At 70.3% G+C, this 24,032-nt stretch carries 29 protein-coding genes; 19 read left to right on the top strand and 10 right to left on the bottom strand.

The annotated features are described in order from the left end of the window. The first annotated feature begins 13 nt into the window (after positions 1-13). The 6 genes from ACFOY2_RS28645 to ACFOY2_RS28620 all read left to right on the top strand — a co-directional run bounded on the left by ACFOY2_RS28645 (position 14) and on the right by ACFOY2_RS28620 (position 5,234). Positions 14-400 carry a MerR family transcriptional regulator gene (locus ACFOY2_RS28645; protein ID WP_379531183.1) on the top strand — a complete coding sequence of 129 codons (387 nt, stop codon included), beginning with the start codon at positions 14-16 and terminating at the stop codon, positions 398-400. A gap of 105 nt (positions 401-505) precedes the next feature. Continuing rightward, entirely contained in the window at positions 506-1,354 is an 849-nt protein-coding gene (locus ACFOY2_RS28640) for a hypothetical protein (protein WP_379531182.1), read from the top strand. A 147-nt stretch (positions 1,355-1,501) separates the two neighbouring features. Further along, positions 1,502-1,957 carry a MarR family winged helix-turn-helix transcriptional regulator gene (locus tag ACFOY2_RS28635; RefSeq protein WP_379531181.1) on the top strand — a complete coding sequence of 152 codons (456 nt, stop codon included), beginning with the start codon at positions 1,502-1,504 and terminating at the stop codon, positions 1,955-1,957. Further along, complete coding sequence (locus ACFOY2_RS28630) at positions 1,954-2,775, top strand: ABC transporter ATP-binding protein (RefSeq protein WP_379531180.1); 822 nt, start codon at positions 1,954-1,956, stop codon at positions 2,773-2,775. The genes ACFOY2_RS28635 and ACFOY2_RS28630 overlap by 4 nt, the downstream gene beginning before the upstream one ends. Next, on the top strand, positions 2,765-3,589 hold the full coding sequence (locus ACFOY2_RS28625; RefSeq protein ID WP_379531179.1) for an ABC transporter permease: 825 nt from the start codon (positions 2,765-2,767) through the stop codon (positions 3,587-3,589). The genes ACFOY2_RS28630 and ACFOY2_RS28625 overlap by 11 nt, the downstream gene beginning before the upstream one ends. 133 nt (positions 3,590-3,722) lie before the next feature. After that, complete coding sequence (locus ACFOY2_RS28620; RefSeq protein ID WP_379531178.1) at positions 3,723-5,234, top strand: OmpA family protein; 1,512 nt, start codon at positions 3,723-3,725, stop codon at positions 5,232-5,234. 6 nt (positions 5,235-5,240) lie between these two features. On the opposite strand, the gene ACFOY2_RS28615 is transcribed toward ACFOY2_RS28620, so the two are convergent. Next, complete coding sequence (locus ACFOY2_RS28615; RefSeq protein ID WP_379531177.1) at positions 5,241-6,092, bottom strand: helix-turn-helix transcriptional regulator; 852 nt, start codon at positions 6,090-6,092, stop codon at positions 5,241-5,243. An 86-nt stretch (positions 6,093-6,178) separates the two neighbouring features. Between ACFOY2_RS28615 and ACFOY2_RS28610 the strand changes: the two genes are divergently transcribed. Beyond that, a complete protein-coding gene (locus ACFOY2_RS28610) occupies positions 6,179-6,961 on the top strand; it encodes an SDR family NAD(P)-dependent oxidoreductase (protein ID WP_379531176.1) in 783 nt (260 codons plus the stop codon). 179 nt (positions 6,962-7,140) lie between these two features. After that, positions 7,141-8,688: a carboxylesterase/lipase family protein gene (locus ACFOY2_RS28605; RefSeq protein WP_379531175.1), complete on the top strand. Its 1,548-nt coding sequence runs from the start codon at positions 7,141-7,143 to the stop codon at positions 8,686-8,688. 53 nt (positions 8,689-8,741) lie between these two features. Here ACFOY2_RS28605 and ACFOY2_RS28600 read toward each other — a convergent pair whose 3' ends face one another. Continuing rightward, the gene (locus ACFOY2_RS28600; protein ID WP_379531174.1) at positions 8,742-9,011 is read right to left on the bottom strand and encodes a hypothetical protein; all 270 of its coding nucleotides are present in this window, start codon (positions 9,009-9,011) and stop codon (positions 8,742-8,744) included. A 239-nt stretch (positions 9,012-9,250) separates the two neighbouring features. Between ACFOY2_RS28600 and ACFOY2_RS28595 the strand changes: the two genes are divergently transcribed. After that, positions 9,251-10,387 carry a Gfo/Idh/MocA family protein gene (locus ACFOY2_RS28595; protein ID WP_379531173.1) on the top strand — a complete coding sequence of 379 codons (1,137 nt, stop codon included), beginning with the start codon at positions 9,251-9,253 and terminating at the stop codon, positions 10,385-10,387. After that, positions 10,380-11,291, top strand: coding sequence for a DUF6807 domain-containing protein (locus ACFOY2_RS28590; protein ID WP_379531172.1), 912 nt, complete (start codon positions 10,380-10,382; stop codon positions 11,289-11,291). The genes ACFOY2_RS28595 and ACFOY2_RS28590 overlap by 8 nt, the downstream gene beginning before the upstream one ends. A gap of 15 nt (positions 11,292-11,306) precedes the next feature. On the opposite strand, the gene ACFOY2_RS28585 is transcribed toward ACFOY2_RS28590, so the two are convergent. Next, on the bottom strand, positions 11,307-12,311 hold the full coding sequence (locus ACFOY2_RS28585; RefSeq protein WP_379531171.1) for a LacI family DNA-binding transcriptional regulator: 1,005 nt from the start codon (positions 12,309-12,311) through the stop codon (positions 11,307-11,309). Positions 12,312-12,569: 258 nt separating this feature from the next. Between ACFOY2_RS28585 and ACFOY2_RS28580 the strand changes: the two genes are divergently transcribed. The 3 genes from ACFOY2_RS28580 to ACFOY2_RS28570 all read left to right on the top strand — a co-directional run bounded on the left by ACFOY2_RS28580 (position 12,570) and on the right by ACFOY2_RS28570 (position 14,733). Continuing rightward, complete coding sequence (locus tag ACFOY2_RS28580) at positions 12,570-12,932, top strand: hypothetical protein (RefSeq protein ID WP_379531170.1); 363 nt, start codon at positions 12,570-12,572, stop codon at positions 12,930-12,932. A gap of 133 nt (positions 12,933-13,065) precedes the next feature. After that, positions 13,066-13,908: an LLM class flavin-dependent oxidoreductase gene (locus tag ACFOY2_RS28575; protein WP_379531169.1), complete on the top strand. Its 843-nt coding sequence runs from the start codon at positions 13,066-13,068 to the stop codon at positions 13,906-13,908. 45 nt (positions 13,909-13,953) lie between these two features. Continuing rightward, positions 13,954-14,733 (top strand): TetR/AcrR family transcriptional regulator C-terminal domain-containing protein, encoded by a 780-nt coding sequence (locus tag ACFOY2_RS28570; protein WP_379531168.1) that lies wholly within the window; start codon positions 13,954-13,956, stop codon positions 14,731-14,733. Positions 14,734-14,750: 17 nt separating this feature from the next. On the opposite strand, the gene ACFOY2_RS28565 is transcribed toward ACFOY2_RS28570, so the two are convergent. The 4 genes from ACFOY2_RS28565 to ACFOY2_RS28550 form a co-directional block, all read right to left on the bottom strand. Beyond that, entirely contained in the window at positions 14,751-15,104 is a 354-nt protein-coding gene (locus tag ACFOY2_RS28565) for a DUF4180 domain-containing protein (protein ID WP_379531167.1), read from the bottom strand. Between the two features lie 36 nt (positions 15,105-15,140). After that, positions 15,141-15,542: a helix-turn-helix domain-containing protein gene (locus ACFOY2_RS28560; RefSeq protein WP_379531166.1), complete on the bottom strand. Its 402-nt coding sequence runs from the start codon at positions 15,540-15,542 to the stop codon at positions 15,141-15,143. A 78-nt stretch (positions 15,543-15,620) separates the two neighbouring features. After that, positions 15,621-15,836 (bottom strand): hypothetical protein, encoded by a 216-nt coding sequence (locus ACFOY2_RS28555; protein WP_357818519.1) that lies wholly within the window; start codon positions 15,834-15,836, stop codon positions 15,621-15,623. A gap of 60 nt (positions 15,837-15,896) precedes the next feature. Next, entirely contained in the window at positions 15,897-16,496 is a 600-nt protein-coding gene (locus ACFOY2_RS28550) for a hypothetical protein (RefSeq protein WP_379531165.1), read from the bottom strand. Positions 16,497-16,822: 326 nt separating this feature from the next. Between ACFOY2_RS28550 and ACFOY2_RS28545 the strand changes: the two genes are divergently transcribed. From ACFOY2_RS28545 to ACFOY2_RS28530, 4 genes are read left to right on the top strand one after another with little or no spacing between them, the layout of a single operon-like run. Continuing rightward, positions 16,823-18,361, top strand: a complete 1,539-nt coding sequence (locus ACFOY2_RS28545; RefSeq protein WP_379531164.1) for a phenylacetate--CoA ligase family protein — start codon at positions 16,823-16,825, stop codon at positions 18,359-18,361. Further along, positions 18,358-18,804, top strand: coding sequence for a DUF4188 domain-containing protein (locus ACFOY2_RS28540; RefSeq protein ID WP_379531163.1), 447 nt, complete (start codon positions 18,358-18,360; stop codon positions 18,802-18,804). The genes ACFOY2_RS28545 and ACFOY2_RS28540 overlap by 4 nt, the downstream gene beginning before the upstream one ends. Next, positions 18,801-19,898: a hypothetical protein gene (locus ACFOY2_RS28535; protein ID WP_379531162.1), complete on the top strand. Its 1,098-nt coding sequence runs from the start codon at positions 18,801-18,803 to the stop codon at positions 19,896-19,898. The genes ACFOY2_RS28540 and ACFOY2_RS28535 overlap by 4 nt, the downstream gene beginning before the upstream one ends. Next, a complete protein-coding gene (locus ACFOY2_RS28530) occupies positions 19,895-20,812 on the top strand; it encodes a hypothetical protein (RefSeq protein ID WP_379531161.1) in 918 nt (305 codons plus the stop codon). Before ACFOY2_RS28535 ends, ACFOY2_RS28530 begins: the two co-directional genes overlap by 4 nt. 8 nt (positions 20,813-20,820) lie before the next feature. Here the strand turns inward: ACFOY2_RS28530 and ACFOY2_RS28525 are convergent, their stop codons facing one another. After that, a complete protein-coding gene (locus ACFOY2_RS28525; RefSeq protein ID WP_379531160.1) occupies positions 20,821-21,642 on the bottom strand; it encodes a nucleotidyltransferase domain-containing protein in 822 nt (273 codons plus the stop codon). A gap of 168 nt (positions 21,643-21,810) precedes the next feature. On the opposite strand from ACFOY2_RS28525, the gene ACFOY2_RS28520 reads away from it, so the two are divergent. Continuing rightward, the gene (locus tag ACFOY2_RS28520) at positions 21,811-22,344 is read left to right on the top strand and encodes a hypothetical protein (protein ID WP_379531159.1); all 534 of its coding nucleotides are present in this window, start codon (positions 21,811-21,813) and stop codon (positions 22,342-22,344) included. Between the two features lie 43 nt (positions 22,345-22,387). Next, the gene (locus ACFOY2_RS28515; protein ID WP_379531158.1) at positions 22,388-22,870 is read left to right on the top strand and encodes a metallophosphoesterase family protein; all 483 of its coding nucleotides are present in this window, start codon (positions 22,388-22,390) and stop codon (positions 22,868-22,870) included. On the opposite strand, the gene ACFOY2_RS28510 is transcribed toward ACFOY2_RS28515, so the two are convergent. Together ACFOY2_RS28510 and ACFOY2_RS28505 are read right to left on the bottom strand one after the other, a co-directional pair. Then, positions 22,863-23,501: an ABC transporter substrate-binding protein gene (locus ACFOY2_RS28510; RefSeq protein WP_379531157.1), complete on the bottom strand. Its 639-nt coding sequence runs from the start codon at positions 23,499-23,501 to the stop codon at positions 22,863-22,865. The genes ACFOY2_RS28515 and ACFOY2_RS28510 overlap by 8 nt on opposite strands. A gap of 7 nt (positions 23,502-23,508) precedes the next feature. After that, positions 23,509-23,880 (bottom strand): hypothetical protein, encoded by a 372-nt coding sequence (locus ACFOY2_RS28505; protein WP_379531156.1) that lies wholly within the window; start codon positions 23,878-23,880, stop codon positions 23,509-23,511. Positions 23,881-24,032 lie beyond the last annotated feature (152 nt).

The raw sequence follows: 24,032 nt of genomic DNA, 5'->3' as shown, positions 1-24,032 counted from the left end.
CCGAGGGGACGCCATGAAGATCGGCGAGCTGTCCCGGCTGACCGGCGTCCCGACCCGCATGCTGCGCTATTACGAGGAACAGGACCTCCTGCACCCCGAACGCGCCGACAACGGCTACCGCCACTACCCCGAGTCGGCGGTGTACCGCGTCCAGCAGATCCGCGGCCTGCTCGATTCCGGCCTCACCACGGAGATCATCCGCCGGATTCTGCCGTTCCTCGACAAGCCCGACGAGATCCACCTCCATCCGCAGTGCCTCACGCCGGAGCTCGACGACCTCCTGACGGCCGAGGCGAGCCGCATCCAGCAACGCATCGACTGCCTGTCGCGCAACCGCGACGCCATCCACGCCTACCTCGCCGCGGTCCGGCAGTCCGCCAAGGCCCCGACGCGCGCCTGAAACGTGGCTAAATTGGGGAAATAACGGGTTTCATGGTTCAGCTTGACTGTTGATCACCAATGCACCAGATTGTTCGCGTCTCTCTGGACCATCCAAGGAATCCTCATGAAGCGAACCGTCGTCGGCGTCGCCGTTGTCGCAGGCCTGGTGCAGCTCACCACCGCCCCCGCGCAGGCAGCCCCCAGGATCGACCCGGTCAAGGCGCTCAAGGCCGAGCTGATCCGCGGCCAGGCCGTCAACGTCGTGTCCACCGCGAAGGTCGACTACGGCCGTGGCCTGTTCTTCGGCTCCAACATGGACGGCACGATCGGGTTCGGCCCGCAGGGTGAGATCGCCTCCGACATGTCCCAGACCATCCAGTACAGCAAGAACCTCATGAGCGCCGCGCGGAAGCTCGGCAAGAAGGACGACGCCACCCTGCAGCAGGAGCCCCTCCGGATGATCTCCTCGGGCAAGGACGACTACGTCTCGGGCCCCATGGTCGACGACGCGTTGCCCGAGGGGACGAGCTGGGTGCGGTACAGGAACACCGACCTGCCCTCCAGCAACATGCTGCTGGAGATCCTGGAGCCCGCCACGCTCAAGGCCCTGATGGCGCATCGCACGTTCTGGCGCGACGGGGTGCTGAAGGGCACGATCAAGTCCGACAAGCTGGCCAAGGTGTCCCCCACCTTCGTCTCGCGCCTCGGCCAGGGTTCCGTGAGCGGGCGCGTCGGCACGGTCTCCTACACCCTCTGGCTCGCCCCGACCGGGCTGGTGGAACGGGTCTCCGCCAAGGCCGTCCTGCCCTCCGGCCTGTCCTTCAACGGCGATACCCTCCGCATCCAGTCGGACACCCGCTACTCCGACTGGGGACGCCAGGTCACCGTTCTGCTGCCCATGGAAGGCGAAGTGATCGACCACAACCAGGTCGAGGACGAGGTGCCGAACATCGTGCCCGGCGTCTGGAGCTAGCCGGATCCCAAGGTCCGCCGCCCGCCGCGGTCTCCCCCGGCGGGCGCTCGCGCCTCCGGCCTCTCGCGCGGGGACTCCATCACCTTCCGAACAGCGCTCTGAAGTGGGTATTTCCCATTAACTCGTGAGCAGAGCTAATATTGTGGTATGGGCACGACGGAGCTTCCTGACGCCCTGACGAGCGTGCTGACCGGTGTCCAGCGGCTCGTCCGGCGCAGGCTGCGCCAGGGACTGACCGGGCCGAGACTGCGCGGCGCCCAGGTCGAGTTGCTGCGGCTGGTCGCCGCCAATCCCGGAATCGGCGTCTCCGCGGCGGCCAAGGAGCTGTACCTGGCGGGAAACTCGGTCTCCACACTGGTCAACCAGCTCACGGCCGCCGGGCTGCTGCGCCGCGAGAGCGGCCATGACGATCGCCGCTCGGCCCGCCTGCTGCCCACCCCGGAGGCCGAGGCGCGGCTGCGCGCCTGGGACGAGCGGCGCGCCGCCCTCGTCCGCGAGCAGGTGGCGCGGCTCAGCGAGGAGGACCTGGCCGCGCTGGCCGCCGCGCTCCCGGCGCTGCGCAGGCTGGCCGAGTCCCTGCACGAGGAGGTGGAGACGGCATGACGGACGACGCGCTCACCTGCACGGGCCTGCGCTACTCCTTCGGCCAGACCAGGGCCGTCGACGGCGTCGATCTGACGGTCGTCTCCGGCGAGGTGTTCGGCCTGCTCGGCCCCAACGGCGCGGGCAAGACCACCGCCATCCGGTGCGTGACCACGCTGCTGCCCGTCCTGTCCGGGATGGTGAGGGTTTTCGGGTATGACGTGGCCACCGAGCGGATGGCGGTGCGCCGCATGCTCGGCTACGTGCCCCAGCAACTGTCGGCGGACGCGAGCCTGACGGGCCGCGAGAACGTCTCCCTGTTCGCCCGCGTCTTCGACGTCCCCCGGCGTGAGCGCGCCGCCCGCGTCGGCCAGGCGCTGGAGGCGGTCGGGCTCGCCGACGCCGCCGACCGGATGGCCGGCACCTACTCCGGCGGCATGGTGCGCCGCCTCGAACTCGCCCAGGCGCTGGTCAGCGCGCCACGCCTGCTCATTCTGGACGAGCCGACGATCGGCCTCGACCCCATCGCCCGCACAGGCGTATGGGAGCACATCCTGGCGGTACGCGCCGCCACCGGCATGACCGTCCTGGTCACCACGCACTACATGGACGAGGCCGACCAGTACTGCGACCGGGTCGCGCTCATGCACCAGGGACGCGTCCGGGCTCTCGGCACCCCCGGGCACCTCACCGCCGACCTGCGCGCGCGTCGCGCCGACGGTTCGTCCGCGACGCTGGAGGACGTCTTCCGCGACGTCGCCGGCAGCGGCCTCGGCGAATCAGGAGGGGAGTTCCGCGATGTCCGCCGCACCCGCAACACCGCCTCCCGTGTCCTCTGACGGGACCGGCGGCCTCGACCTGCTGCTCGTTCCGCCGCGCGCCCGCGCGGGGTGGCGCGTGCTGCCCGCCAGGGTCGCCGCGATGTGCGTGGTGGAGCTGCAGAAGCTGCGCCACGACCGCACCGAGTTGTACACGCGGGCGATCCAGCCCGCGCTGTGGCTGCTGATCTTCGGCGAGACGTTCACCCGCATCCAGGTGATCCCGAGCGACGGCATCCCGTACCTGGACTATCTGGCGCCCGGGATCATCGCCCAGTCCACGATGTTCATCGCCATCTTCTACGGCATCCAGATCATCTGGGAACGCGACTCGGGGGTCCTGACCAAGCTCCTGGTCACCCCGACCCCACGTGCCGCGCTGGTCACCGGCAAGGCGTTCGCCGCCGGGGTGAAGGCGATGATCCAGGCCGTGGTCGTGATGGTCATCGCCGCGCTGCTGGGCGTGGGCATGACCTGGAACCCGCTGAACCTGGCCGGCGTGATCGCGGCCGTGCTGCTCGGCTCGGCGTTCTTCTCCTGCCTGTCGGTGACGATCGCCGGGATCGTCCTGACCCGCGACCGGCTGATGGGCATCGGGCAGGCGATCACCATGCCGCTGTTCTTCGCCTCCAACGCGCTCTACCCGACCACGGCCATGCCGACCTGGCTGCAGTACGTCAGCGCGGTCAACCCGCTCAGTTACCAGGTCGACGCGCTGCGCGGGCTGCTGCTCGGCATCCCCGCCCACCTGCCGCTGGACTTCGCGGTGCTGCTGGCGGCCACGGCGATCGGCATCACGGCGGCGTCCGGGCTGCTGGGACGGCTGGCGCGGTGACCCTTCCCGCTTGGGGTTAACCCTCTGGCCCTTCGCCGGCGTCGTCCACCATCATGGTCCTGCCGGCTGCCCTCCGCAAGGTTTGGAAAGTTCATCACGCATGCGACGTAAGCTCGCCCTTTTCCTTGTTCCGATGCTCGCGGCTTCCGCCTGCGGTTTCGGCCCGCCGGCCGCCGAACCCCCGTCGAGATCCAGCTCGCCGGAGCCTTCCCCGACCAGCGCGGCGGCCTCCCCCTCGGCTTCGAGCCAGGGCCCTGAGCCTGTGCTGGCGACGACGTACGCCACCTCCTCCCCCTCGCTCAAGATCGACCTCATCGGGCTGAACCGGATGGCGGGCAAACACCTTCTCGTCCAGCTCAGGCTGTCGAACACCGCTTCCGGAGGGCGGATCTCCTGGCCGGGCGTGCTGAGGGACAACTTCCGCGCCTTCGGCTCGGAGCCCGTGGCCTCGGGTATCGCCGTGCTGGACACCGCCGAGCGCCGCTGGTTGCTGCCGTACAAGCCCGCCGACCGGCAATGCCTGTGCACCGACAAGAACCGCGACGGCGTCGACTACTTCATCGACGGCGGCGACTCGGTGACCGTGTACGCGGTCCTTCCCGCGCCGTCCGGCGATCCGGACACCGCCACGATCGTCACCCCGATCGGTCCCCCCTTGGTGAACGCGCCGATCAGCGACGCGGCTCCGGTGCCGCCGCCCGGCCAGGAGATCCCGAACCCCGACGACGTCGAGGTGAGCGTGGTCAGCCATCCGTTCAGGGCGTCGTCAGAGTCGCTCGACAAGTCCGAGGAGTCCGCGGACGACGGCGAGAACGTCGAGGTCAGCCTCTCCGCCGACGTGCTGTTCGAGGTCAACAAGGCCACGCTGACGGGCAGAGCGAAGGCGATCATCACGCGCACCGCAGAGCAGGTCGACCGGTCGCAGGGCGCGACGGTCGAGGTGGCCGGCCACGCCGACTCCTCCGGCACGCACGCGATCAACGACCCGCTCTCGCGCCGCCGGGCCCAGGCCGTGCAGCGGATGCTGGAGAGCCTGGTGACCAGGGACGGGATCGAGTACGAGGCCAAGGGGTACGGCTCCCGCCGGCCGCTTTACAGCAACAGCACCGACGAGGGCAAGCGACGCAACCGCAGGGTCACGCTCACCTTCGCCAAGCCGCCGCCCGCCTCTCCGGCACCCGTCGCCACGACCACTCCCACGCCGGGCAACGACGGCATGAAAGCGACGGCGCGGGAGGACGGGCAGAATTTCGCCCTGGAGGTGACCGGGCTGCGACGCCTGACCGGCGACCTCGGCGTGCTCACCTACACGATCACGAACGAGGGCGGCGAGACAGCCTGGTACCGCCCGGTGGGCAGGGGCGCCGAGTGGATGGCCTACAAGTACCTGGCGGCGTCCAACGTCGAACTCACCGACCAGGCGGCCGGCCGCAGGTACGTCCCCGGACACGTGATCGTCGGACAGGAGTGGCGGGAGGGCGAGTACTGCGCGTGCAGCGATCTCGCCGGGGCCCGGCTGGGAACGACGAAGTTCGGCCCGGACGTGACGAAGGAGTTCTGGGGCCTGTTCTCCCTGCCTCCCGACGGCTCCTCGCTGACCGTGAAGGTCGCCACCTTCTCACCCCTGGAGGTCCCGATCCACTAGGGAGTGCTACCGCAGATAATCACTGGTGTCGGCTCCAAGGACGTTCAGAAGAGCCAGAGCCTCGGCGCCAGGGGATCCTGGAGGCGCGCTGTAAAGCACGAGGTGCTGGTCGCGGTCCGTGAGCGCGAGCGAGTCGCAGTCGACGGTGATCTCCCCGACAACCGGGTGACGGAAGGTCTTCGTGAGCGTCGGCTCAGCCTGCACGTCTTGCCGCTCCCAGAGTCGGGCGAACTCGGGGCTGGCGTCGCGGAGTTCGTCGACGAGTTCGGTCACCCCGGGGTCGGACGGGTACTGGGCGAGGGTGGATCGGAGCCCCATGACGACGTTCAGCCGGAACTCCGCGGCGTCGGAGACTCCGTACAGCGGCGCATCGGCGCGCGCCGGCCCGAGAAATGCGCGGCGCGCGAGATTGCGGTCCTTCGGGGCGAGCTGCGCGAAGTCCTCCATGAGCGCCGCCGCGAGGTCATTCCACGCGAGCACCTCGAATATGGCGGATGTCACGAAAGCGGCCGTCTGCGGCAGCCGCTCGAGGAGCGCGAGGATACTGGGGCGGACGTCGCGCGGATGCAGTCCGGTACGGCTCGGCGCCGTGCCCGCGAGGAGGTGGAGGTGATCGGACTCGGCGTCCGTGAGCCGCAGCGCGTCTCCTATCCCAGCGAGGACCTCGCCCGACGGCCGCGGCGCCCTTCCCTGCTCAAGCCGGACGTAGTACTCCGTGGAGATGTGCGCGAGGACCGCCACCTCCTCGCGGCGAAGACCCGGTGTCCGGCGTCGCGAGCCCGAGGGGAGACCGACGTCCTCCGGCCGGAGCCGCTCGCGACGGCTACGGAGGAACGCCCCGAGTTCCTGCTTGTCCATACTCCCAGTCTGCACGCTGCGTGGCGATGGATCCTGGTACCGTCTGTGCCTGTCTCCGGCCCGGAGGCCGACCAGACACTGTCGTCATGACGAACATCATCGGCAGCGCACCCATCGGCCTGCTCACCGGCAAGGTCGTGTTCATCACCGGCGCCAGCCGCGGCATAGGGGCGGCCGCGGCCCGGCTCTTCGCGCGGGAGGGCGCGGCCGTCGTGCTGGCCGCCCGCAGCACCGACGCACTCCAGCGGATCGTCACCGAGATACGCGCCGACGGCGGCGTCGCCGACGCCGTCACCCTGGACCTCGCCGACCGTGCGAGCATCCGGGCGGCGATCGACCGCGTCGAGGAACTGCACGGACGACTCGACGGCGCCTTCAACAACGGCGCGGCGATTCAGCGGCCCGGCCCGCTCGACACCACGAGCGACGAGGACATCGACGAGCAGTTCGCCGTGAACTTCCGCTCGCACTGGACCGCCATGACCGCCGAGGCCGCACTCATGCGACGGAACGGTGGCGGGGCCGTCGTCAACACTTCGAGCATCGGCAGCCGCCGCGCCAACCCCGCTCTCCCCGCGTACGGTGCCATGAAGCGCGCGCTCAACAGCATCACCGAGACCGCCGCGGTGAGCTGGGCCCGTGATGGCATCCGGGTGAACGGCATCACCCCCGGCGGCACCGCCACGAAGATGATTGACGCGTGGGAGGCGGCGACCCCTGGCATCGTCGAGCGAGTCAAGGCATCGATCCCGCTCGGACGGATGGCCGAGTCCCACGAAGTCGCCGAGGTGGCCGCGTGGCTGCTCAGCGACCGGGCCTCGATGGTGACCGGCGCGATCGTGCCGGTGGACGGCGGCGCCGGCGCCTGAAAGAGAGCACCACTCCGTGCCTCGGCAGCCCAGGGCTTCGGCCGACCACTCTCGGTTGACTTATCATGACTCTGAGTAATGAACGGGGCGCCTGGGCGCGGACGGCGGCCGGGCCGGTGCTCGGCGGGTACGGCCGCCCCGCCTGAGCGTTCGCCGTGCCGAACGGCCGAAGGAGTGCCATGTCGCCCAACACGGTGACGGTCGAGACCACCTACGGCCCCGTGTCCGGACTGATCGAGAACGGGATCGCCGCCTTCCGCGGCATTCCCTACGCCGCCCCGCCCGTCGGGCCGAACAGGTTCGGCCCGCCCGCCGCACCCCAGCCGTGGCAGAACATACGCAACGCGCACGAGTTCGGGCCGACCCCGCCGCAACCGCCGCTCAAGGGCAAACTGGGTGAGCTGTTCCACAACCCGATCATCCCGGGGGACGACTACCTCAACCTGAACGTCTGGACCCCGGACCCCCAAGGGCGGCCCGCTCCGGTGCTGGTGTGGATCCACGGCGGCGCGTTCACCACCGGCTCCTCGGCGGTGACCGCCTACGACGGCGCCACCTTCGCCCGCGACGGCGTGGTCTGCGTCACCATCAACTACCGCCTCGGCGTCGACGGCTTCGCCTACCTCCAAGACGCGCCCGTCCCGGCCAACCGCGGCCTGCTCGACCAGATCTTCGCCCTGGAGTGGGTGCGCGACAACATCGCCGACTTCGGCGGCGACCCCGACAACGTCACCCTGGCCGGCGAGTCCGCGGGCGCCATGTCCGTGCTCACCCTGCTGGCCGCCGACACCGGCCTGTTCCACAAGGCCATCGTCGAGAGCGGCAGCGCGCACATCGGCCAGACCCGCGAAGACGCCGCGCTGGTCGTCAGGGCCGTCGCCGCGCGGCTGGGCGTCGAGCCGACCGCTCAGGCGCTGGCCTCGGTGGACGTCGCCGCGCTCGTGGCGGCGCAGGGCGAGGTGAGCGAGGACATCACCCTCAACGCCGACGCCGAGCGGTACGGGGCGAGCACCATCGCCTCGTGCGGGATGTCGTTCATGCCGGTTCTCGACGGCGAGGTGGTCGCCCAACTGCCGATCGACGCCATCGCCTCGGGCCGGGGCTCGGACGTGCCGGTCCTGATCGGCACCGCCACCGAGGAGTTCCGGCTCTTCGTCGTGCCCACGCCGTTGGTGGCCTGGCCCGGTGTGCAGCCGTTCAAGAACCGGATCAGGGCCTACGGCGCGCCGGTCGAGTTCTACGACCGTTACGCCGAGACCAACGTCCCGCCGTACGTGCGCAACGCGCCCTCCGGCATCGCCAGCGCGGTCCTGACCGACCGCATGTTCCGCATCCCGAGCTACCGCGTGGCCGAGGCCCGCGCCGACGCCTTGGCGACCACCCATGTCTTCGAGTTCGGCTGGCGTTCCCCGTCCGCGCCGAATCTGCTGGGCGTCAAGCTGGGCGCCTGCCACAGCCTTCCGCTGCCGTTCGCCTGGGACACGCTCGACAATCCCGACAGCGCCGAGTTCACCGGCCCGAACCCGCCCCAGGACCTCGCCGACGCCCTGCACGAGCGGTGGGTCGAATTCGCCAGGACCGGCGACCTGACCGACTGGGCCCCTTACAACGCCACCGACCGGCCGGTGATGACCTTCTACCGCGACAACCAGCCGGTCAACACCGTCGTCCACGACCCGCGCCGCGACGAACGCGAGCTCTGGAAGAACGAACTGCGCGCCAACTGAGCAGCGGCCGGCGTCCTCCCGGCAGCCCCGGGAGGACGCCGGTCAGGCGGAGGTCAGCCCGTCCGTTTGCTGACCATCCATCCTGCGAACAGCCCGATGAGAATCACCTGGAGGAGACCACCCACCGTCATGACGCCCAACGGCAGGAGGCGATCCAGCCACTCCGGCTGGACCTCGACGGAGTAGAGACCGAGGAAGCCGACCAGGGCATGGACGGCATAGCCGAGTGGAAAGGTGGCGGGAAAGATGAGCACCGCCTCCAGGCCGTTCCCGCCACGGAGGTAACTCGGCACGCTGACGGCCGCTGCCGCCAGGATCAGCACGGCGTAAACGCCAAGGCATACGAGCCCTGTCCTCGACACCATCGCACCCTAGATCACCGAGGGCCGTCCAGGAAGCCTCGCGGCACGCCGACTACCTGCTGCGCGTCCTCCAGCGCCACCGACCGGCAGGACACCACCGTCCGAGTCACCCCATAGCGGGACGTTGACACCCAGAAGTGATCGAAACTATGTTGTCGAAAAAAGTGATCGATCACTTTTGCTCGTCCGAGGGAGCGTTCATGCCTGCGTCTTCGTCCCCGATCCGCGCCGCCGTCGTCGGCGCCGGGGGCATCGCGAAAATCAGCCACCTTCCCGCCCTGGCCGAGGCGGGCGAGACCGTACAAATCATCGCCGTGTGCGACGTCGACGCCGCCCGCGCGAACGACCTGGCGGGGGCCCATGACGTCCCGGGGCGATACACCGAGGTCGGGGACATGCTGGCGCAAGAGAGCCCCGACCTCCTCGTCGTCGCCACGCCGCCGGCGGCGCACCGCGAGGCGGTCATCGCCGGCCTGGACGCGGGCGCCTGGGTCTGGTGCGAGAAGCCGCCGACGTTGTCCCTGGCCGAGTACGACGAGATCTCCGCCCACGAACGGGACGGCGGCCCCTACGCGAGCTACGTCTTCCAGCACCGCTTCGGCAGCGCGGCGCGACGGCTGCGCGAGCACATCCGCGCCGGCGAGCTGGGCGCGCCGCACGTCGCCGTGTGCAACACGCTGTGGTACCGAAGCCGCGACTACTTCGAGGTGCCCTGGCGCGGCAGATGGGACGCCGAGGGCGGCGGCCCGACCATGGGCCACGGCATCCACCAGATGGACCTCCTGCTCAACCTGCTCGGCGACTGGCACGAGGTGCACGCCGTGGCGGCGACGCTCGGCCGCGAGATCGAGACCGAGGACGTGTCGTTCGCGATCGTCCGGTTCGCCTCCGGCGCCGTCGCCTCGATCGTCAACAGCCTCCTGTCGTCCCGGGAGACGAGCTACCTGCGTTTCGACTTCTCCGACGCCACGGTCGAGGTCGAACACCTCTACGGCTACGACAACTCCCATTGGCGCTGGACGCCCGCGCCGCACGTCACCGACCAGGACAGGATCGCGAGCTGGGCGCCCGCCGAGGACACGCCCAGCTCGCACCGGGCCCAGCTCGCGGACCTGCTGGCCGCCATGGCGGCCGGCGAACGCCCCGCGGCCAGCGGGGCCGACGGCAGGCGCGTCATGGAGTTGATCACCGCCGTGTACCAGTCGGCCTTCACCGGACGCCCCGTCACCCGTGCCGAGCTCGACCCGGCCAACCCCTTCTACCACTCGCTCAACGGCGGCGACGCGCCTGCCGCCATCAGCCGCCTGCGGCGGACGGAGACCACCAGCCATGCCTGACACGAAGCTCGGCGTCCGCGACGAGGACAAGTCCCTGATCGTCACCGCGGGCGACGTCGAGATCGCGCACTACGTCTACCTGCCCGACGCCCCGGACGCCGAGTCGCCCAAGCCCTACCTGCATCCCCTCCGCAGTCTCACCGGCGCGCCCATGTCGGTCTACCGCCCGTGGGACCACCGCTGGCACAAGGGCCTGCAGATGACCTGGTCCCACGTGTCCGGGCAGAACTTCTGGGGCGGCCCCACGTTCTCGGTGGACAAGGGCTACCACTGGCTCGACAACCTCGGCCACATCAACCACGTCGACTTCGCCGACGTCTCGCGCGGCGACGGGGAACAGGTCGCGATCGAGGAGAACCTGCACTGGGTGACGGCGGCGGGCGAGCACTGGATCACCGAGCAACGGCGGCAGGTCTTCCACGGCGTGGACGCCGCCCGCGGCATCTGGGCGCTGGACTTCACCACGCGGCTGCGCAATGTCCGCGGCGCCGCTCTGGACCTCGGCAGCCCCACCACCCACGGCCGGCCGGCGGCCGGGTACGCGGGCTTCTTCTGGCGGGGCCCCAGGTCCTGGACGGAGGGAACGATCATCGCCGCCGACGGGCAGGGCGGCGAGGAGATGATGGGCGCGCGGGCCGCGTGGCTCGCCCTCGCCGGCCGGCACGACGAGATCGACGGCGGCGGCACCGTCCTGGCCGTCGCGGGGCGCTCCAGCGCGTCCGTGCCGATCAAGTGGTTCGTGCGCAGGGAGCCGTTCGCCGTGATCAGCCCCTCCCCCGCCTTCGACGAGGAGATCACGCTGGCCGACGGGGACACCCTCGAACTCGCGCACCGCTACGTCTTCATCGACCACGTCTGCGAGCGCGCGGAACTCGACGACCTCGGCGCGGAGTTCGCCCTGTGACTCCGGCTCCGCCTTTCACCTGGACGGCGGCGGACCGACCGTCTCGCGGACGACGACCCGGTTGATCGAGCGCGGCGAGGGCCGGGGCGCGGGCTCACCGCGTACCTCCGCGATGAGCTTGGCCACGGCCTCCCGCCCCTGGACCTCGCGGTCGACGGCCACCGTGGACAGCGAAGGGGTGGCGAAGCGGCCCAGCTCCTCGTCATCCCAGCCGAACACGCTGACGTCGCCGGGAACGCGCCAGCCCCGCGAGATCGCTCCCCGCACGGCGCCCATGGCCACGTGGTCGTTGGCGGCCACGACGGCGGTCACGCCGCTCCCTTCCGGCAGCCCGCGTACGGCGTCGTAACCGGATCGGGGGCTCCAGTCCCCGATGACGACGCCGTAGGAGGTGAGGCCGCAGCGCTCGATCGTCTGCTCGTAAACCCGTTTGCGGTTGCGGGCGGAGGCGAAGCTCTGCGCGCCCGCGATGTGGAGGAAGACCTCGTGGCCCAGGGACGCGAGGTACTCGACGATCTCGCGGACCGGAGAGGCGTCGGCGAGTTCGTTGACGCCGCGCAGGTTGTCGTCGTAGTCGCCGGTGACGACGACGGGGACCGGCGAGGCCGCGGGGTCGATCTCGAGGGGCGTCAGGGACAGGATGCCCTCGACGTGCCCGGCACCGGCCAGCTCCAAGATCCGCTCGGCTCTGGCGCCGGGATCGCCCTCGACGCTGACGACCTCCAGTTGGAAACCCTCGGCGTGCGCGGCCGCCGAGGCGGCGCCGAGCAGGCGTACCGGCCACAGGTAGGTGGAGGCGGGAAGGGCGATCGCCAGCCGGTTCGTCCGCCGCGTGCGCATGGAACGCGCGACCAGGTTGGGCCGGTAGTTGAGCTCCTGGACGACCAGGTCGATCTTCTTCCTGGTCTCCGGCTTCAGCCCTTCGTTGTGGCGGAAGTAGCGGGACACCGTCTGGTGGGAAACTCCGGCACGGCGGGCCACCTCGTGGATCGTGACGCGCGGCGTCTCGGCCTGGCCCACGGGACCCCCTTTTCCTCACTTCGTGCGCCAAGCCTAGCCAGGTATTGCGCACCTGCTGGTCCGTAGCAGGTCAGCCGCCTTCGGCCGCCCACGCGCCCCGGTGCCGGCGGGCTTCTACACCAAGGCCGGGTGATCCGCCGGGAGTTTGCCGGTCAACGTCACCCCGTTGGGCGAAAACCGGTGTTGCGCTGCGAGGGCGCCACAAGATCGCTACGTATAGTGATGGCCGATGTCACTTCGTGATTACAGGGGGAGATCATGAGATGTAGCCTCATCGCCACCGGCGGTGCACTACTGGCCGCGGCTGCGGTGTTCGGATCTGCCGGCGCCGCCACCGCCGACATCTGGACTGACTGGACCCACCACTACCCGAGCAACTGCGGCTTCGGGGTGAACGAAGACACGACCTACCACCACGTCACGCCCCACGGGGTCTACGCCGGCACACGCGACGCCGACGGCTGCAAGAACAGCCACGGACACGGGGGCTGGGGCCACGACCACGGAGGCTGGGGCCACCAGGACGACCACTGGAAGCACCGCAACTGGCCCACCAGCGGCAACGGCAACTGGATCGGCCACGGGTACGGCCCCGGCGCGGGCGCCGGCGTCGGCCACTGACTTCATCTCCTACCACCGGTCCCGGTACCCATGGCGGGCACCGGGACCGGCGCATTTTCCCTGATGATCGGGTTTCTCCGGATAAGTAGCGCGCCGATTTCCGCTCGTGATGATCACTGGATAACCTGACCCGATGCTCCTTGGCGTCAACGTCCCCAATTTCGGCCCCGGCACCGACCCTGACACCCTGCGCCGCTGGGCGCTGACGGCGGAAGGGCTCGGCTTCGACCTGCTGATGCTCTCCGACCATGTGGTGATCACCTCTGACGTCGCCGAGCGCTACCCGGCGCCCTTCTACGACCCGTTCACCACTCTGTCGTGGGTCGCTGGGGCCACGTCCCGGATCAGGATCGGCACCACGGTGCTCATCGTCCCGTACCGGCATCCGCTGCTCGTGGCCCGCATGGCCGCCAACCTCAACGACCTCAGCGGCGGCCGGCTGGTGCTGGGCGTCGGGGTGGGGTGGGCGCGGCAGGAGTTCGAGGCGCTGGGGGTGCCGTACGAGCGGCGCGGCCGGCTGACCGACGAGCACCTCGAGGTCATCCGCGCCGCCTGGGCCGACGACGGCGACTACCGTTCGGGCGGCGTGCCGATCTGGGTGGGCGGCTCCAGCGACGCGGCCTTGCGCAGAACAGCGCGTTTCGGCGAGGGCTGGCACCCGCTCCACAGCACCATCCCCTGGCTGCGCGAGACGTGGCCGAGGCTGAAGAAGATGGCCGCCGAGCAGGGGCGTCCCGCGCCCGCCCTGGCGCCCCGGATCCTGCTGCGGATCACCGACTCGCCCGTCACCGACCCCGGCAGGCGCGCCGGCGAGGGCACGATCGACCAGATCCTCGACGACCTCGAACAGCTCAGCGGGCTCGGCGCCGACACCGTCGTGTTCGACACCTACAACCGCGACCCGGCCGAGACGCTTCACCCCGAGGCGGCATGGCAGAGGCTCGCCACCGTGGCCGCCCGTTACCGGGGCCGCTGATATCCTTATGCCGTAAAGAATTATCACGCTCAGGGAGTTTCCTCGTTGGTGGTCTTCGCCGGTCAGGGTGACGCACGCCGTTCGATCGCGCTGCTGTGGCGCACCGACGAGCCCGGCGAGGTACGCCCGGGGCCCAAGCCGGGGCTGAGCGTGGACGCGATCGTCGAGGCCGCCATCGCCGTGGCCGATGCCGAGGGCATGGCCGCGCTGTCGATGCGCAAGGTGGGCGAGCGGCTGGGCCGCACCGGCATGGCGCTCTACACGTACGTGCCGAGCAAGAGCGAACTGGTCGACCTCATGTACGACCGGGCGCTGGCCGAGCTGCCCACCTCCTACGACCTCGGCGGCGGCTGGCGCGCGGCCGTCACCTCGTGGGCCGAGCACACCTTCGCCTTCTACGTACGCCATCCGTGGGTGCTGCAGGTGTCGCAGGCGCGTCCGGTGCTCGGCCCGAACGAGTTCGCGATGCTGGAGAGCGTGGTCACGATCCTGCGCGAGACCGGGCTGCGGCCGCGCAGGCTGCGCGGGGTGGTGGCGCTGCTGTTCGACTTCGTCCGCGGGGCGGCCAAGACGGTGGCGGAGTCGCGGCTGGCCCCGTCGGCGACCGGGGTGTCGGACGAGGAGTGGTGGAAGGCGCGTTCGGCGCTGCTGGAGGAGGTGGCGCCGGAACGGGCCGCCCGCTTCCCCATGGCGACCTGGGTGGAGTCGGAGGACGACGACCCCGGCGAGGGCGACGCCTACCTGGAACACCGGGTCAGCGAGACGTTCACGGTCGGGCTCGACGTGCTGCTCGACGGCGTCGAGGCGGCCATGCGCCGAGACTGACCGAACCCACGCGGGCCTCAGCCCAGCGCGGCTCGCCGGGCGGCCAGATCGTCCAGGTCGCGGACGAACCAGAGGTGGCGCCCCCGGTTCGACTCGGTCACCCAGGCGGTCAAGGCCGAGCTCGCCGCGACATGGCGGGAGATGTCGCCCACGACGGCCAGCCCCACCCCGTAGTTGACGAACTTCTGCGCGATCTCCCCCGCCACGCCGGTGCTCAGGACGAAGAAGTCGTCGTGGAGCCGTTCCGCGGGCACCGCGACCCAGGAGGCGCGAGCGTTCCAGCAGGCCTCTCCGATCAGGTCGAGCACCTCGGGGCCGCCCCGCAGGAGCGGCCCGTCCTGCGGGTACAGGTGAACACTTCCATCAAGCATCTGGGCACGTCCTTCTCGTGTGGGGTACGGCCGCGCTCATGACTTCACCAGCGCGTCGATGATCCTGAGCACCTGCGCGCTCTCCTCCAGCCCGCCCAGAACGACGATCTTCAGGTGCGCCCGCGCCTCGTCGTAGACGAACTCCACGCGCAGCCCGTGGGGGCGGCCCGTCAGCGAGCTCACGACCAACGTGCTGACCCGGTCCATCTCCTGCCGGGAGACGCCCTCGATCTGCACGATGCTGGACACCTCGGCGTACCTGGGCGGGGAAGGCACCTTGATCGGCAGCCCGGCGAAGGCCGCGAGGTCCTGCCGGGCGATCCGGTAGCGCTTGCCGACCCGTACGGCGGGCAACCGCCCGTCTCGCACGTAGTTGCGCACGGTCTTGACGTGCAACCCCAGCAGCTCAGCCGCCTGCTCCACGGTGTATTGCTCCATATCGCTCCCTATCATGGCACATGAAGAGAGCAGTACACCGCGATAGGGAATGACACGAAGACAGAGGCGTGCGATGGATCAGGCGCTGGCGGCTGCTCGCCAGCGCTCCACGATGGCGGCGTCCTCGGGGTTGCCGTGCCACTGCTCGGCCTCGCTGACCGCGTACGGCCGCCACTCGTCGTACTCGGGGGCGTCGGGGGCGATGTCGCGGGTGCCGTGGACCCGGCTGCCGTCAGGCAGGACACTCAAGGTGGGCACGCGGAGCACGCCGCTCGGCAGCAGGACGACGCTCATGAGCCGCGCTCCTTCCCTTCCTCGCCACCCAGCATAGCGGCCGGGACGGTACGCGAGCCGTTACCCGATGCCATATCTGCCCGCCAGCCAGGTGTAGGCGCGTTGCGCGACGCGCTCATCGCCCAGCAGCCGGATCAGGGGGCTGGCCCGCCGGGTGAGCACGCAGGCGAAGCACTCGGCGAACAGTTCGGCGACGTCCTGCCGGTACGGCGGCGGCAGGTAGGGGGCGCGCAACGCGTGTAAGACGATCCAGAACTCGCTGTGGGACGGCTTGTCGTCCAGGTGGTCGACCGCGTGGGCCAGCTCGTGGCCGCACACGCTCACCGAGGGTGACGGTACGCTGCCGACGCCGATGCGGCGGCGTACCGGATCGTAGACGCCGGCGCTGCGCTCCCACGAGCCTTCCTGCACGGGCAGCCGGATGCCGCGCAGCGGCTCGAACCCCGGCAGGTCGGGCACGGCGCCGGGGCCGATCACCACACCGCCGGACAGATGGGCGGCCAGGCGGCGGCCCAGCATGGGCGGCACCGCCGCCAGCGTCATGATCGCCAGCAGGGTCTCCGCGGGCGGGAACGCGAAAGGATCCCAGGCACGCGTCAGCCGCGGCTCCAGGGCGCCCACGTGCAGCCATCCCGGCCGTCCCCTGCTCTGGCTGGCCACACCTGTTCCCGTGCTCGGTCTTGTCAGGCAGCGGGCCGCACCCCCGAGGTCGCTTGGGGGGCGAGCAGCCTCGCTGATCAAAAACTGTAGCGGTCCAGAACGATGTTCGCACCCGAACGCCATCGCCGCACTACGTTCGGTGACGTTCCGCTACTCCTTGATCAAGTTCGGTAGTCAAGTCCCCACCATCGAACAGGCCCTACCAGGCATCATCACGGAATGTGCCCAGAGACGGTGATTGTAGTGAACTGAAAACGACCATTCGGACGTTCGGTGCAAGCCAAGCGCAAGCGATCTTCCACTCAATCGCACTAATGTCCCCGATCATGACTCGTCTCAGTCCGCCCCTCGGCCCGCTCACCCCACGACAGCGCTGGCGCCGGGTCAGACTGCAGGCCTACTCCTGGGCCCTGACCGGCGCGTACCGGCTGGGCGCGATGCATCCGGCCATCTGGCGGCTCGTGGCCCGGAGCTACCATCCGGCCCTGGACCGGGTGGCGGCCAAGCACGCACGACTCGCCTGCGAGTTCGCCGCCGTGGACGTGCCCGCCTACCGGCACTTCCTGCGCACGCACGGCGCCGGGCAGGCCCGCGCGCTGCGGGACTTCCCCGAGACGACCAAGCGGAACTACGCCGGGGTGTACGACGAGGAGAGCCGCTGCCAGGAGGGGCGGCTGCACCGGGCGGGCGTGATCGTGGACGAGTCATCGGGATCCAGCGGCAAGCCGTACAACTGGGTGCGCGGACCCCAGGAGCTCAAGGGCATCTACCGCAACGCCGCCGGATACATCGAGCTGGTCTTCCCCGGCCGGCGGCTGTTCGTGATCAACGCGTACTCGATGGGCGCCTGGGCCACCGGCACGACCACGGGCACGGCCATGGCCAGGATCGCGATGGTCAAGAACACCGGCCCCGACCTGGACAAGATCGCCGACACGCTGGAGCACTTCGGGCCAGGATACGACTACGTGGTGACCGCGTACCCGCCGTTCATGAAGCACCTGCGCGACCGCCTCGACGAGACGGGCTTCCCGTGGGGCGACTACCGCATCCGCGGGATGGTCGGCGGCGAGAGCATGACGGAGGCGCTGCGCGACTACCTGGAGGAGCGCTTCGAGGAGGTGCGCTCCGGCTACGGCGCCAGCGACCTGACCATCGGGATGGGCGCGGAGAGCGGGTTCAGCGTGCGACTGCGCAAGCGGCTGGCCGCCGACCAGCGGCTGCGCGACGAACTGCTCGGCCCGGGTGAGCAGCGGCTGCCGATGATCTTCCACTACAACCCGCTGGAGACCTTCCTGGAGGTCAACGCGGACGGCGAGCTGCTGTGCACCATCAACACCAAGAGCTGCCTGCAGCCCAAGCTGCGCTACAACGTCGGCGACGAGGCCCGGCTGCACTCCCTGGCCGCCGTGCGGGCGGCGCTCGGCGAGCAGGAGTACGCGCGGACGTGGACCGACGAGCGCATGAACCTGCCGCTGCTGTTCCTGTTCGGGCGCAAGGACTCGACGATCTCCTACATGGGGGCCAACCTGTATCCGCAGGACGTCGAGTACGGTCTCTACCAGGGCAACCCGCACGCCGCCGCGATCAACAGGTTCTGCCTGTCGCTGGAGGAGCTGCCGGGGCTGGAGTACCGGCCGGTCATCAACATCGAGGTACGCGGCCAGACCGACCGCGAGGCGCTGGCCGAGATCTGCCGCAAGGGCGTCGTCGCCCACCTGAGCGCCGTCTCGCGCGACTTCGCCGAGTCGCTGACGGAGGACCCGACGGCCGCCGACCTGCGGGTCAGGCTGTTCGACCTGGGTGAGGGGCCGTTCGCCGGGCTCACGAAGATGAAGAACGTCTACCTGGTGAAGGACGCATGAGGACCACAGACTTCAGCAAGGCGCCGCCGCAGGGGCAGGCGGGCGCGATGTTCGTCGGCGCCACCCGCTACCGGGGGCCGCTTTCGATTGCGACGCTCACGCTGACGTGGTTCCGGATGGTGCGCGACATGAAGCGGATGCGCGGGTACCGGTGGCACAAGATCTACTGGGAGTTCCCGTTCACGCTCGGGACGCTCGCGTTCTTCGACGACCGTGACGCGCTGTTGCGGTTCGCGCGGTCGCGGCACCACCGCAAGCTCATGCGGTGGGTAACAGACGGGACGAAGAACGCTACCGGCGGATATATCCGCATCTATAACGCCGAGCCGGAGGGCTACAGCAACGGCATCTGGCGGGCGGAGGGCGGGCCGATGGCCCACATCGAGACCTTCACCCCGCTGTCGACAGAGGACGGCCAGGGCCCGCGGGTGAGGCGCCCGTGAGCCTGCGCCCCGGCGGCCGGACTGCGCTCCAGGCCGTCGAGACCCGCCGCGACCTGCGCGAGTTCCTCGCCCTGACCGATCGGATCTACGCCGCTGAGCCGCGTTTCGTGCCGCCGCTGCACGCGCAGGTGCGCCGGTGGTTCCGTGAGGGGGTGCGTCTGTGCCTGCTCAGGCGGGACGGCCGGGTCGTCGGCCGCACCACGCTGCACACCGACGCGGCGCTGGAGGCCGAACTGGGAACCACCGCGCAGTTGTTCGGGCTGACGGAGTTCGCGGAGGAGGCGGCCGAGGAGCTCTTCGACGGCATCCGCGCCGCCGGGCACGCGGCGGGCAAGGAGACGGTGTTCGGGCCGGTGTCGCTGCTGCCGAACCAGGCCGGCGGCGTCATCACCTCCGGTTTCCGCGAGCGCGGTTTCGTGGACTCCGCCTGGAACCACCCCTACTACCCGGCCGCCTACGAGGCGTATGGCTTCACCCGCCGTTTCGAGTCCGACACCTGGATCTGCCCGGTGCCCGACAAGCCGGTCTTCGCCTTCGACGACGCCCGGATGGCCGCAGAAGGGCTGGTGGTGCACCGGGGCGATCGCAGGCGGGTCAAGGAGCAGCTGCCCATCCTGCGCGGGATGCTGAACGCCAGCTTCGCCCAGCTCGGTTACTACACCGAGATCTCGGCCGAGCAGTTGGAGGCGCAGACGGACGGGCTGGCGTACCTGCTGGACGAGGCGCTGCTGCTGTACCTGACGAAGGCGGGGCGGCCGGTGGCGTTCGTGTTGTGCCTCCCCGACATTTCCGAATTTATCGTGAAGTGTCGGGGTAATCTTCACCTCTTTCACCAACTCCGCCTCCTCGCCACCCGCTCCCGCTACCGCCGCGAAGCCGTCCTCATCATCAAGGGCACCGTCCCCGGCGAACAGGGACACGGCTACATGCGCCTGCTCTCCCGCGAACTGCACGCGGGGCTACGCGCGGGCGGCTACCACACGCTGCGCAGCACGTACGTCGAGCGCACCAACCCCGGCTCCGCCGCCCAGTACGTCGCGATGGGCGGCCGTCCGCTGCACGGCTACACCTTCTACGGCAAGGACCTGGCGTGAAAGAGCTGCGGGCGCTGGAGCCCGACTTCTGGCGCGCGCCCAGCGCGCACAACACCCAGCCGTGGACGCTCACCTACACCGATGCCGAGGCCGAGGTCGGCTGGGACCCCTCGCGCGCGCTGCCCGTCAGCGACCCCACGGGGCGTGACCTGCGGCTGGGCATGGGGGCGTTCGTGGAATGCTGCCTCATCGTGTGCGCGGACGCGGGCCTGCCCGTCGCCTTCCGTCCCGACCCGGGGCCGCTGCGGGTGGGTTTCCTGCACGCGGGATCCACCCCGTACCGCACACCCTTCACCACCGCCGACGTGCGGGCGCGGGGCGCCAACCGCGGCGAGTACCACCCGGGACACCTGCCCGAGGAGGTGGTCGCCGGGCTGACCGGGATGCGCCGCCTGGCCTGCCGCGACCTCGCCGACCTGCTGCACGCGGCGGACCTGCGCCAGTTCGGCGACCGGGAGGTGACGCGCGAGCTGCGCTCCTGGCTGCGGCTGACCCGCCGCCACCGCCGCTACCTGCTCGACGGCCTCAGCGACCGCGCCCTGGCCCTCGACAGGGCCAAGGCGCTCGCCCTGCGTGCTTCCCTCGCCCTCTATCCCGCGCTGCGCCGCCTCGGACTGCCCCGGGTGCTGGCCGGGGCGTCCCGCGCTTTGCTGGACTACGACGGGGACGTGCTGGTGCTGGTGGGAGCCCAGGAGGAGGAACTGGAGGCCGGACGCCTGCTGATGCGCCACTGGCTCACACTCTCCGGCCTCGGATACACCACGCACCCGCTCAGCCAGATCATCGACTGCGAGCCGACGCGGGCGGCCCTGGCGGAGCGGCTGGGGGTGGCGGACCCGCGTACCCTCCTGCACGTGGCCCGCGTCGGCCGCCCCATAACCCCTGCCCCGGCCTCGGCACGACTACGGACCTGATCACGGTTTCAGGTGGCGCAGGCGGCTTCCACCTCGGCGATGAGCTGGGCTGCCGCGTCGATCGTGTGGTTGATCTCCTCCGGGGTGCGGCCGACGGCGGCGAGCAGGGACTGGGCGCGGTCGCCGAAGGCGCCGGGCGCGGACGGCAGCCGGTCCGTCGCGGCGATCATGCCCTTCTCGTTGATCAGCCAGGCGCCGTCGGCGGCGTGCAGGGCGTGGCAGGCGACGCCGATCGCCCGGAACAGGGCCCCGGCCGCGTACGCGGGGTCGCGGCCCGACGCGCCGTACCTGGCCGTTGCGAGGGCGAAGCCGGACTCCCACAGCCCTGTGATCAGGGCGGCCCGCAGCGGCGGCGGGTACTCGGCCCTCATCTCCTCGCGCAGGGCGGTGAGTTCGCCGCCCGGGTCGGCGAGCACCTGGCACAGGGCGGCCTCGCCCGCGTAGGCGTGAGAGTAGAAGCCGAGCGGGTGGCCGGGCTGGAAGCCGACCTCGTAGCGGCCCCGCCGGCAGTCCTGCCAGATCCGGTGGACGCGGTCGAGGTCGCGGTAGATCCAGTCCACGCGCAGGCCGTCGATGGTGAGCCAGCCGCCTCCGTCCACCCACGGGCCCCAGCCGCCCGGGTCGGTGACCTCGGTGGGCTCGCCCGTCACCTCCTCGGCCAGCCTGCGCAGGGCGGCCACGTCGAGCGGGGCCCGGTAGTAGAGGCCGAGGTCGATGTCGGAGTCGGGGCGGTGGGTCCCGCGGGCCCTGCTGCCGCCCAGGACGACGGCGACCACCCCGGAGATCTTTTCCAGCCGGGAGGCGATGCCGTGGAGGTCCGGATTGCGCATTGATCAAGCCTAGACCTCGGGGCAAAGGATTGAACCAGGGGGTTGCCGGGTGCGTACTGGCTGGTAAAGGCAGCCGTCGGGGGCGTGACCTATGCGAGGTCTCGGAGGTGGGAAATGGGCGGGTTCGTCCGAGAGGGAGCGGTGTCGCGAGGAGGTGCGGGCGGCGACATGATCGTGATTCCGCGTCTGCTGGCCGAGCAGCTCTCCGCCGTGGATCACGAGCTGCGCAGGCGTCTGGCCCTCGACTTCGCCCAGCACGCTCTCGACGATCACCGTGACCTGTTCGACGCCAGGCTGCCGGGGGATGGCGGCGATGCCCCGCTCGGCTCCACGGCTCCGCTGGACGCCTACCTTGGGGCTGCGCGTGCCTTCGTGGACGGCGGCGGTTCTATCGCGGAGGTGGAGTCGGCGCGCAGGCGCTTCTTCGGCTGGTACGTCGGGCTGAGCGGGCTCGCCTCGGACCTGGCGTGGACGGTCAACCTGGCGGTGCTGTCGGCCTGCGGGCCCGACCTCTATGAGGCCTTCGACTACATCGTCCGGTCCAAGCACGACGCCTCCGACACGGTGCACCTCGCCAAGGAGGCCCAGAGGATGGCAGGCCGGCGCGCGGCCACCAAGGAGGCCGAGTACGCCGCCCGCTGGGAAGAGGCCCGCTGGCAGCTCCTGCGCACGATCGAACGCCTGCCGAACCCACACGCCTGAGCGGCCTTGACGTGCCGGCGTGAGGAGAGGGCATGACGACGACATGAACGTTGTCGTGCTGTCCGACACCCACGCGCCCAGGCGCTGGCGTTCCTGCCCGCCCCGGGTGGCCGAGCACCTGCGCGGCGCCGACGTCATCCTGCACGCCGGGGACGTCTGCCTCGCCTCCGTCATCGGGGAACTGGCGGCGTACGCGCCGGTTCACGTGGTGAAGGGCAACAACGACGGGCCGGACGTGGAGGCGCCGGAGACGCTGGAACTGACCTTGGAGGGGCTGCGGATCGGCATGATCCATGACAGCGGCCCGGCGAAGGGGCGGCTGGCCCGGATGCGCAAGCTGTTCCCGGAGGCGGACCTGGTGGTGTTCGGCCACTCGCACATCCCGCTGGACGAGTCGGGCGAGGGCCTGCGGATCTTCAACCCTGGCTCCCCCACCGACCGCCGCCGCCAGCCGCAGGGCACCGTGGGCCTGCTCACCATCGAGCGCGGCGTCATCACGCGGGCCGAGATCGTGCCGGTCACCTGACGAGGTCGTCGCGCGCCTTGTCCAGGTTGGCCTTGAGCTCCTCCATGACCTTGGCGTAGCCGAGGTAGCTGTAGCGTTCGGCCGCGCGCCACGGGTAGAGCTGTCCGGCCCTGACCGCGGGCAGTCTGGCCCAGGTCGGTTTCCCGGCCATCTCGTCGATCTTCATGGACTGCGAGCGCGCGTCCACGAGGATCACGTCGGCCTGGTACTTGTCGGTGTTCTCCCAGCTCAGCACCTCCCAGAAGCCGCCTTCGCTCTCGGTCGGCCTCGGCGGGGAGACGATGTTCAGCCCGAGCTCTCCCCAGTACTTGATGTCGGGGTGGTCGGGCAGGTAGGCGACGTACAGGGAGTCGGGGGTGGCGGTGACGATCATGATCTTGAGGTCGGGCTTGGCGGCGGCCAGCGCCTTGAGTCCGGCGACGGCCGCGTCGAAGCGCCGCTTGGCCTCGACCACGGGGGCCGCCTTGAGGTCCGCGCCGAGGGCGGCGGCGAGCCGGCCGTACCTGTCGACGATCTCCACCAGGGGCCTGCCGCTGAGCTGAACGCCGGCCGACGGCGCGACCTGGTCGACGGTCGCGGCGGACTCCTGAGGGACGTACCAGAGCGTGTTCTTCTGGTACATGCCCGCCACCAGCAGGTCAGGGCGCAGCGTGGCGTACTTCTCGACGTTGAACTCCCCCCCACGCGTTCCCGATCGACTCGACCTTGGAGATGTCGACCTCGCCCACTTCCGGGTCGCGCCCGCCGTCCTTGAGTCTGTGCGGGCCGAAGACGGCGACGGGCCGCACCCCGAAGTCCCACAACGCGGCGGCCGCTGCCGCCTGGGCGACGACGCGTTCCGGGCGCTTCGTGAGTGAGATGTTCTTGCCGCGGTCGTCCGTCCAGGTCCAGGAGCTCTGTCCCGCCGCCACCGAGGCCTCCGGTGGCGAGGCGGCCCCGCCGCACGCGCTGACGCCGATGAGGGCGGCGGCGCCGATGGCGGCAAGCGAGCGTCGCGGGACAGAGGCCATGGGGTCTCCTCTTCGCGCGGACGTTGCCCCTTGCGAACCGAATATTAGATTAGCCTTACCTAACTTAGGAAGCCTCTTGAGGACGGGTCCCCGGCGACCGGCGTAGTAGGTGGTGGCCGGAGTACGTCGAGTGGTGTAGCCGAGGCGGCGAC

The organism is Nonomuraea purpurea (assembly GCF_042650645.1).
GTDB lineage: Bacteria > Actinomycetota > Actinomycetes > Streptosporangiales > Streptosporangiaceae > Nonomuraea > Nonomuraea purpurea.
Note: the sequence above shows the minus strand (reverse complement) of the source record. Positions and strands in the feature narration are given on the sequence as shown.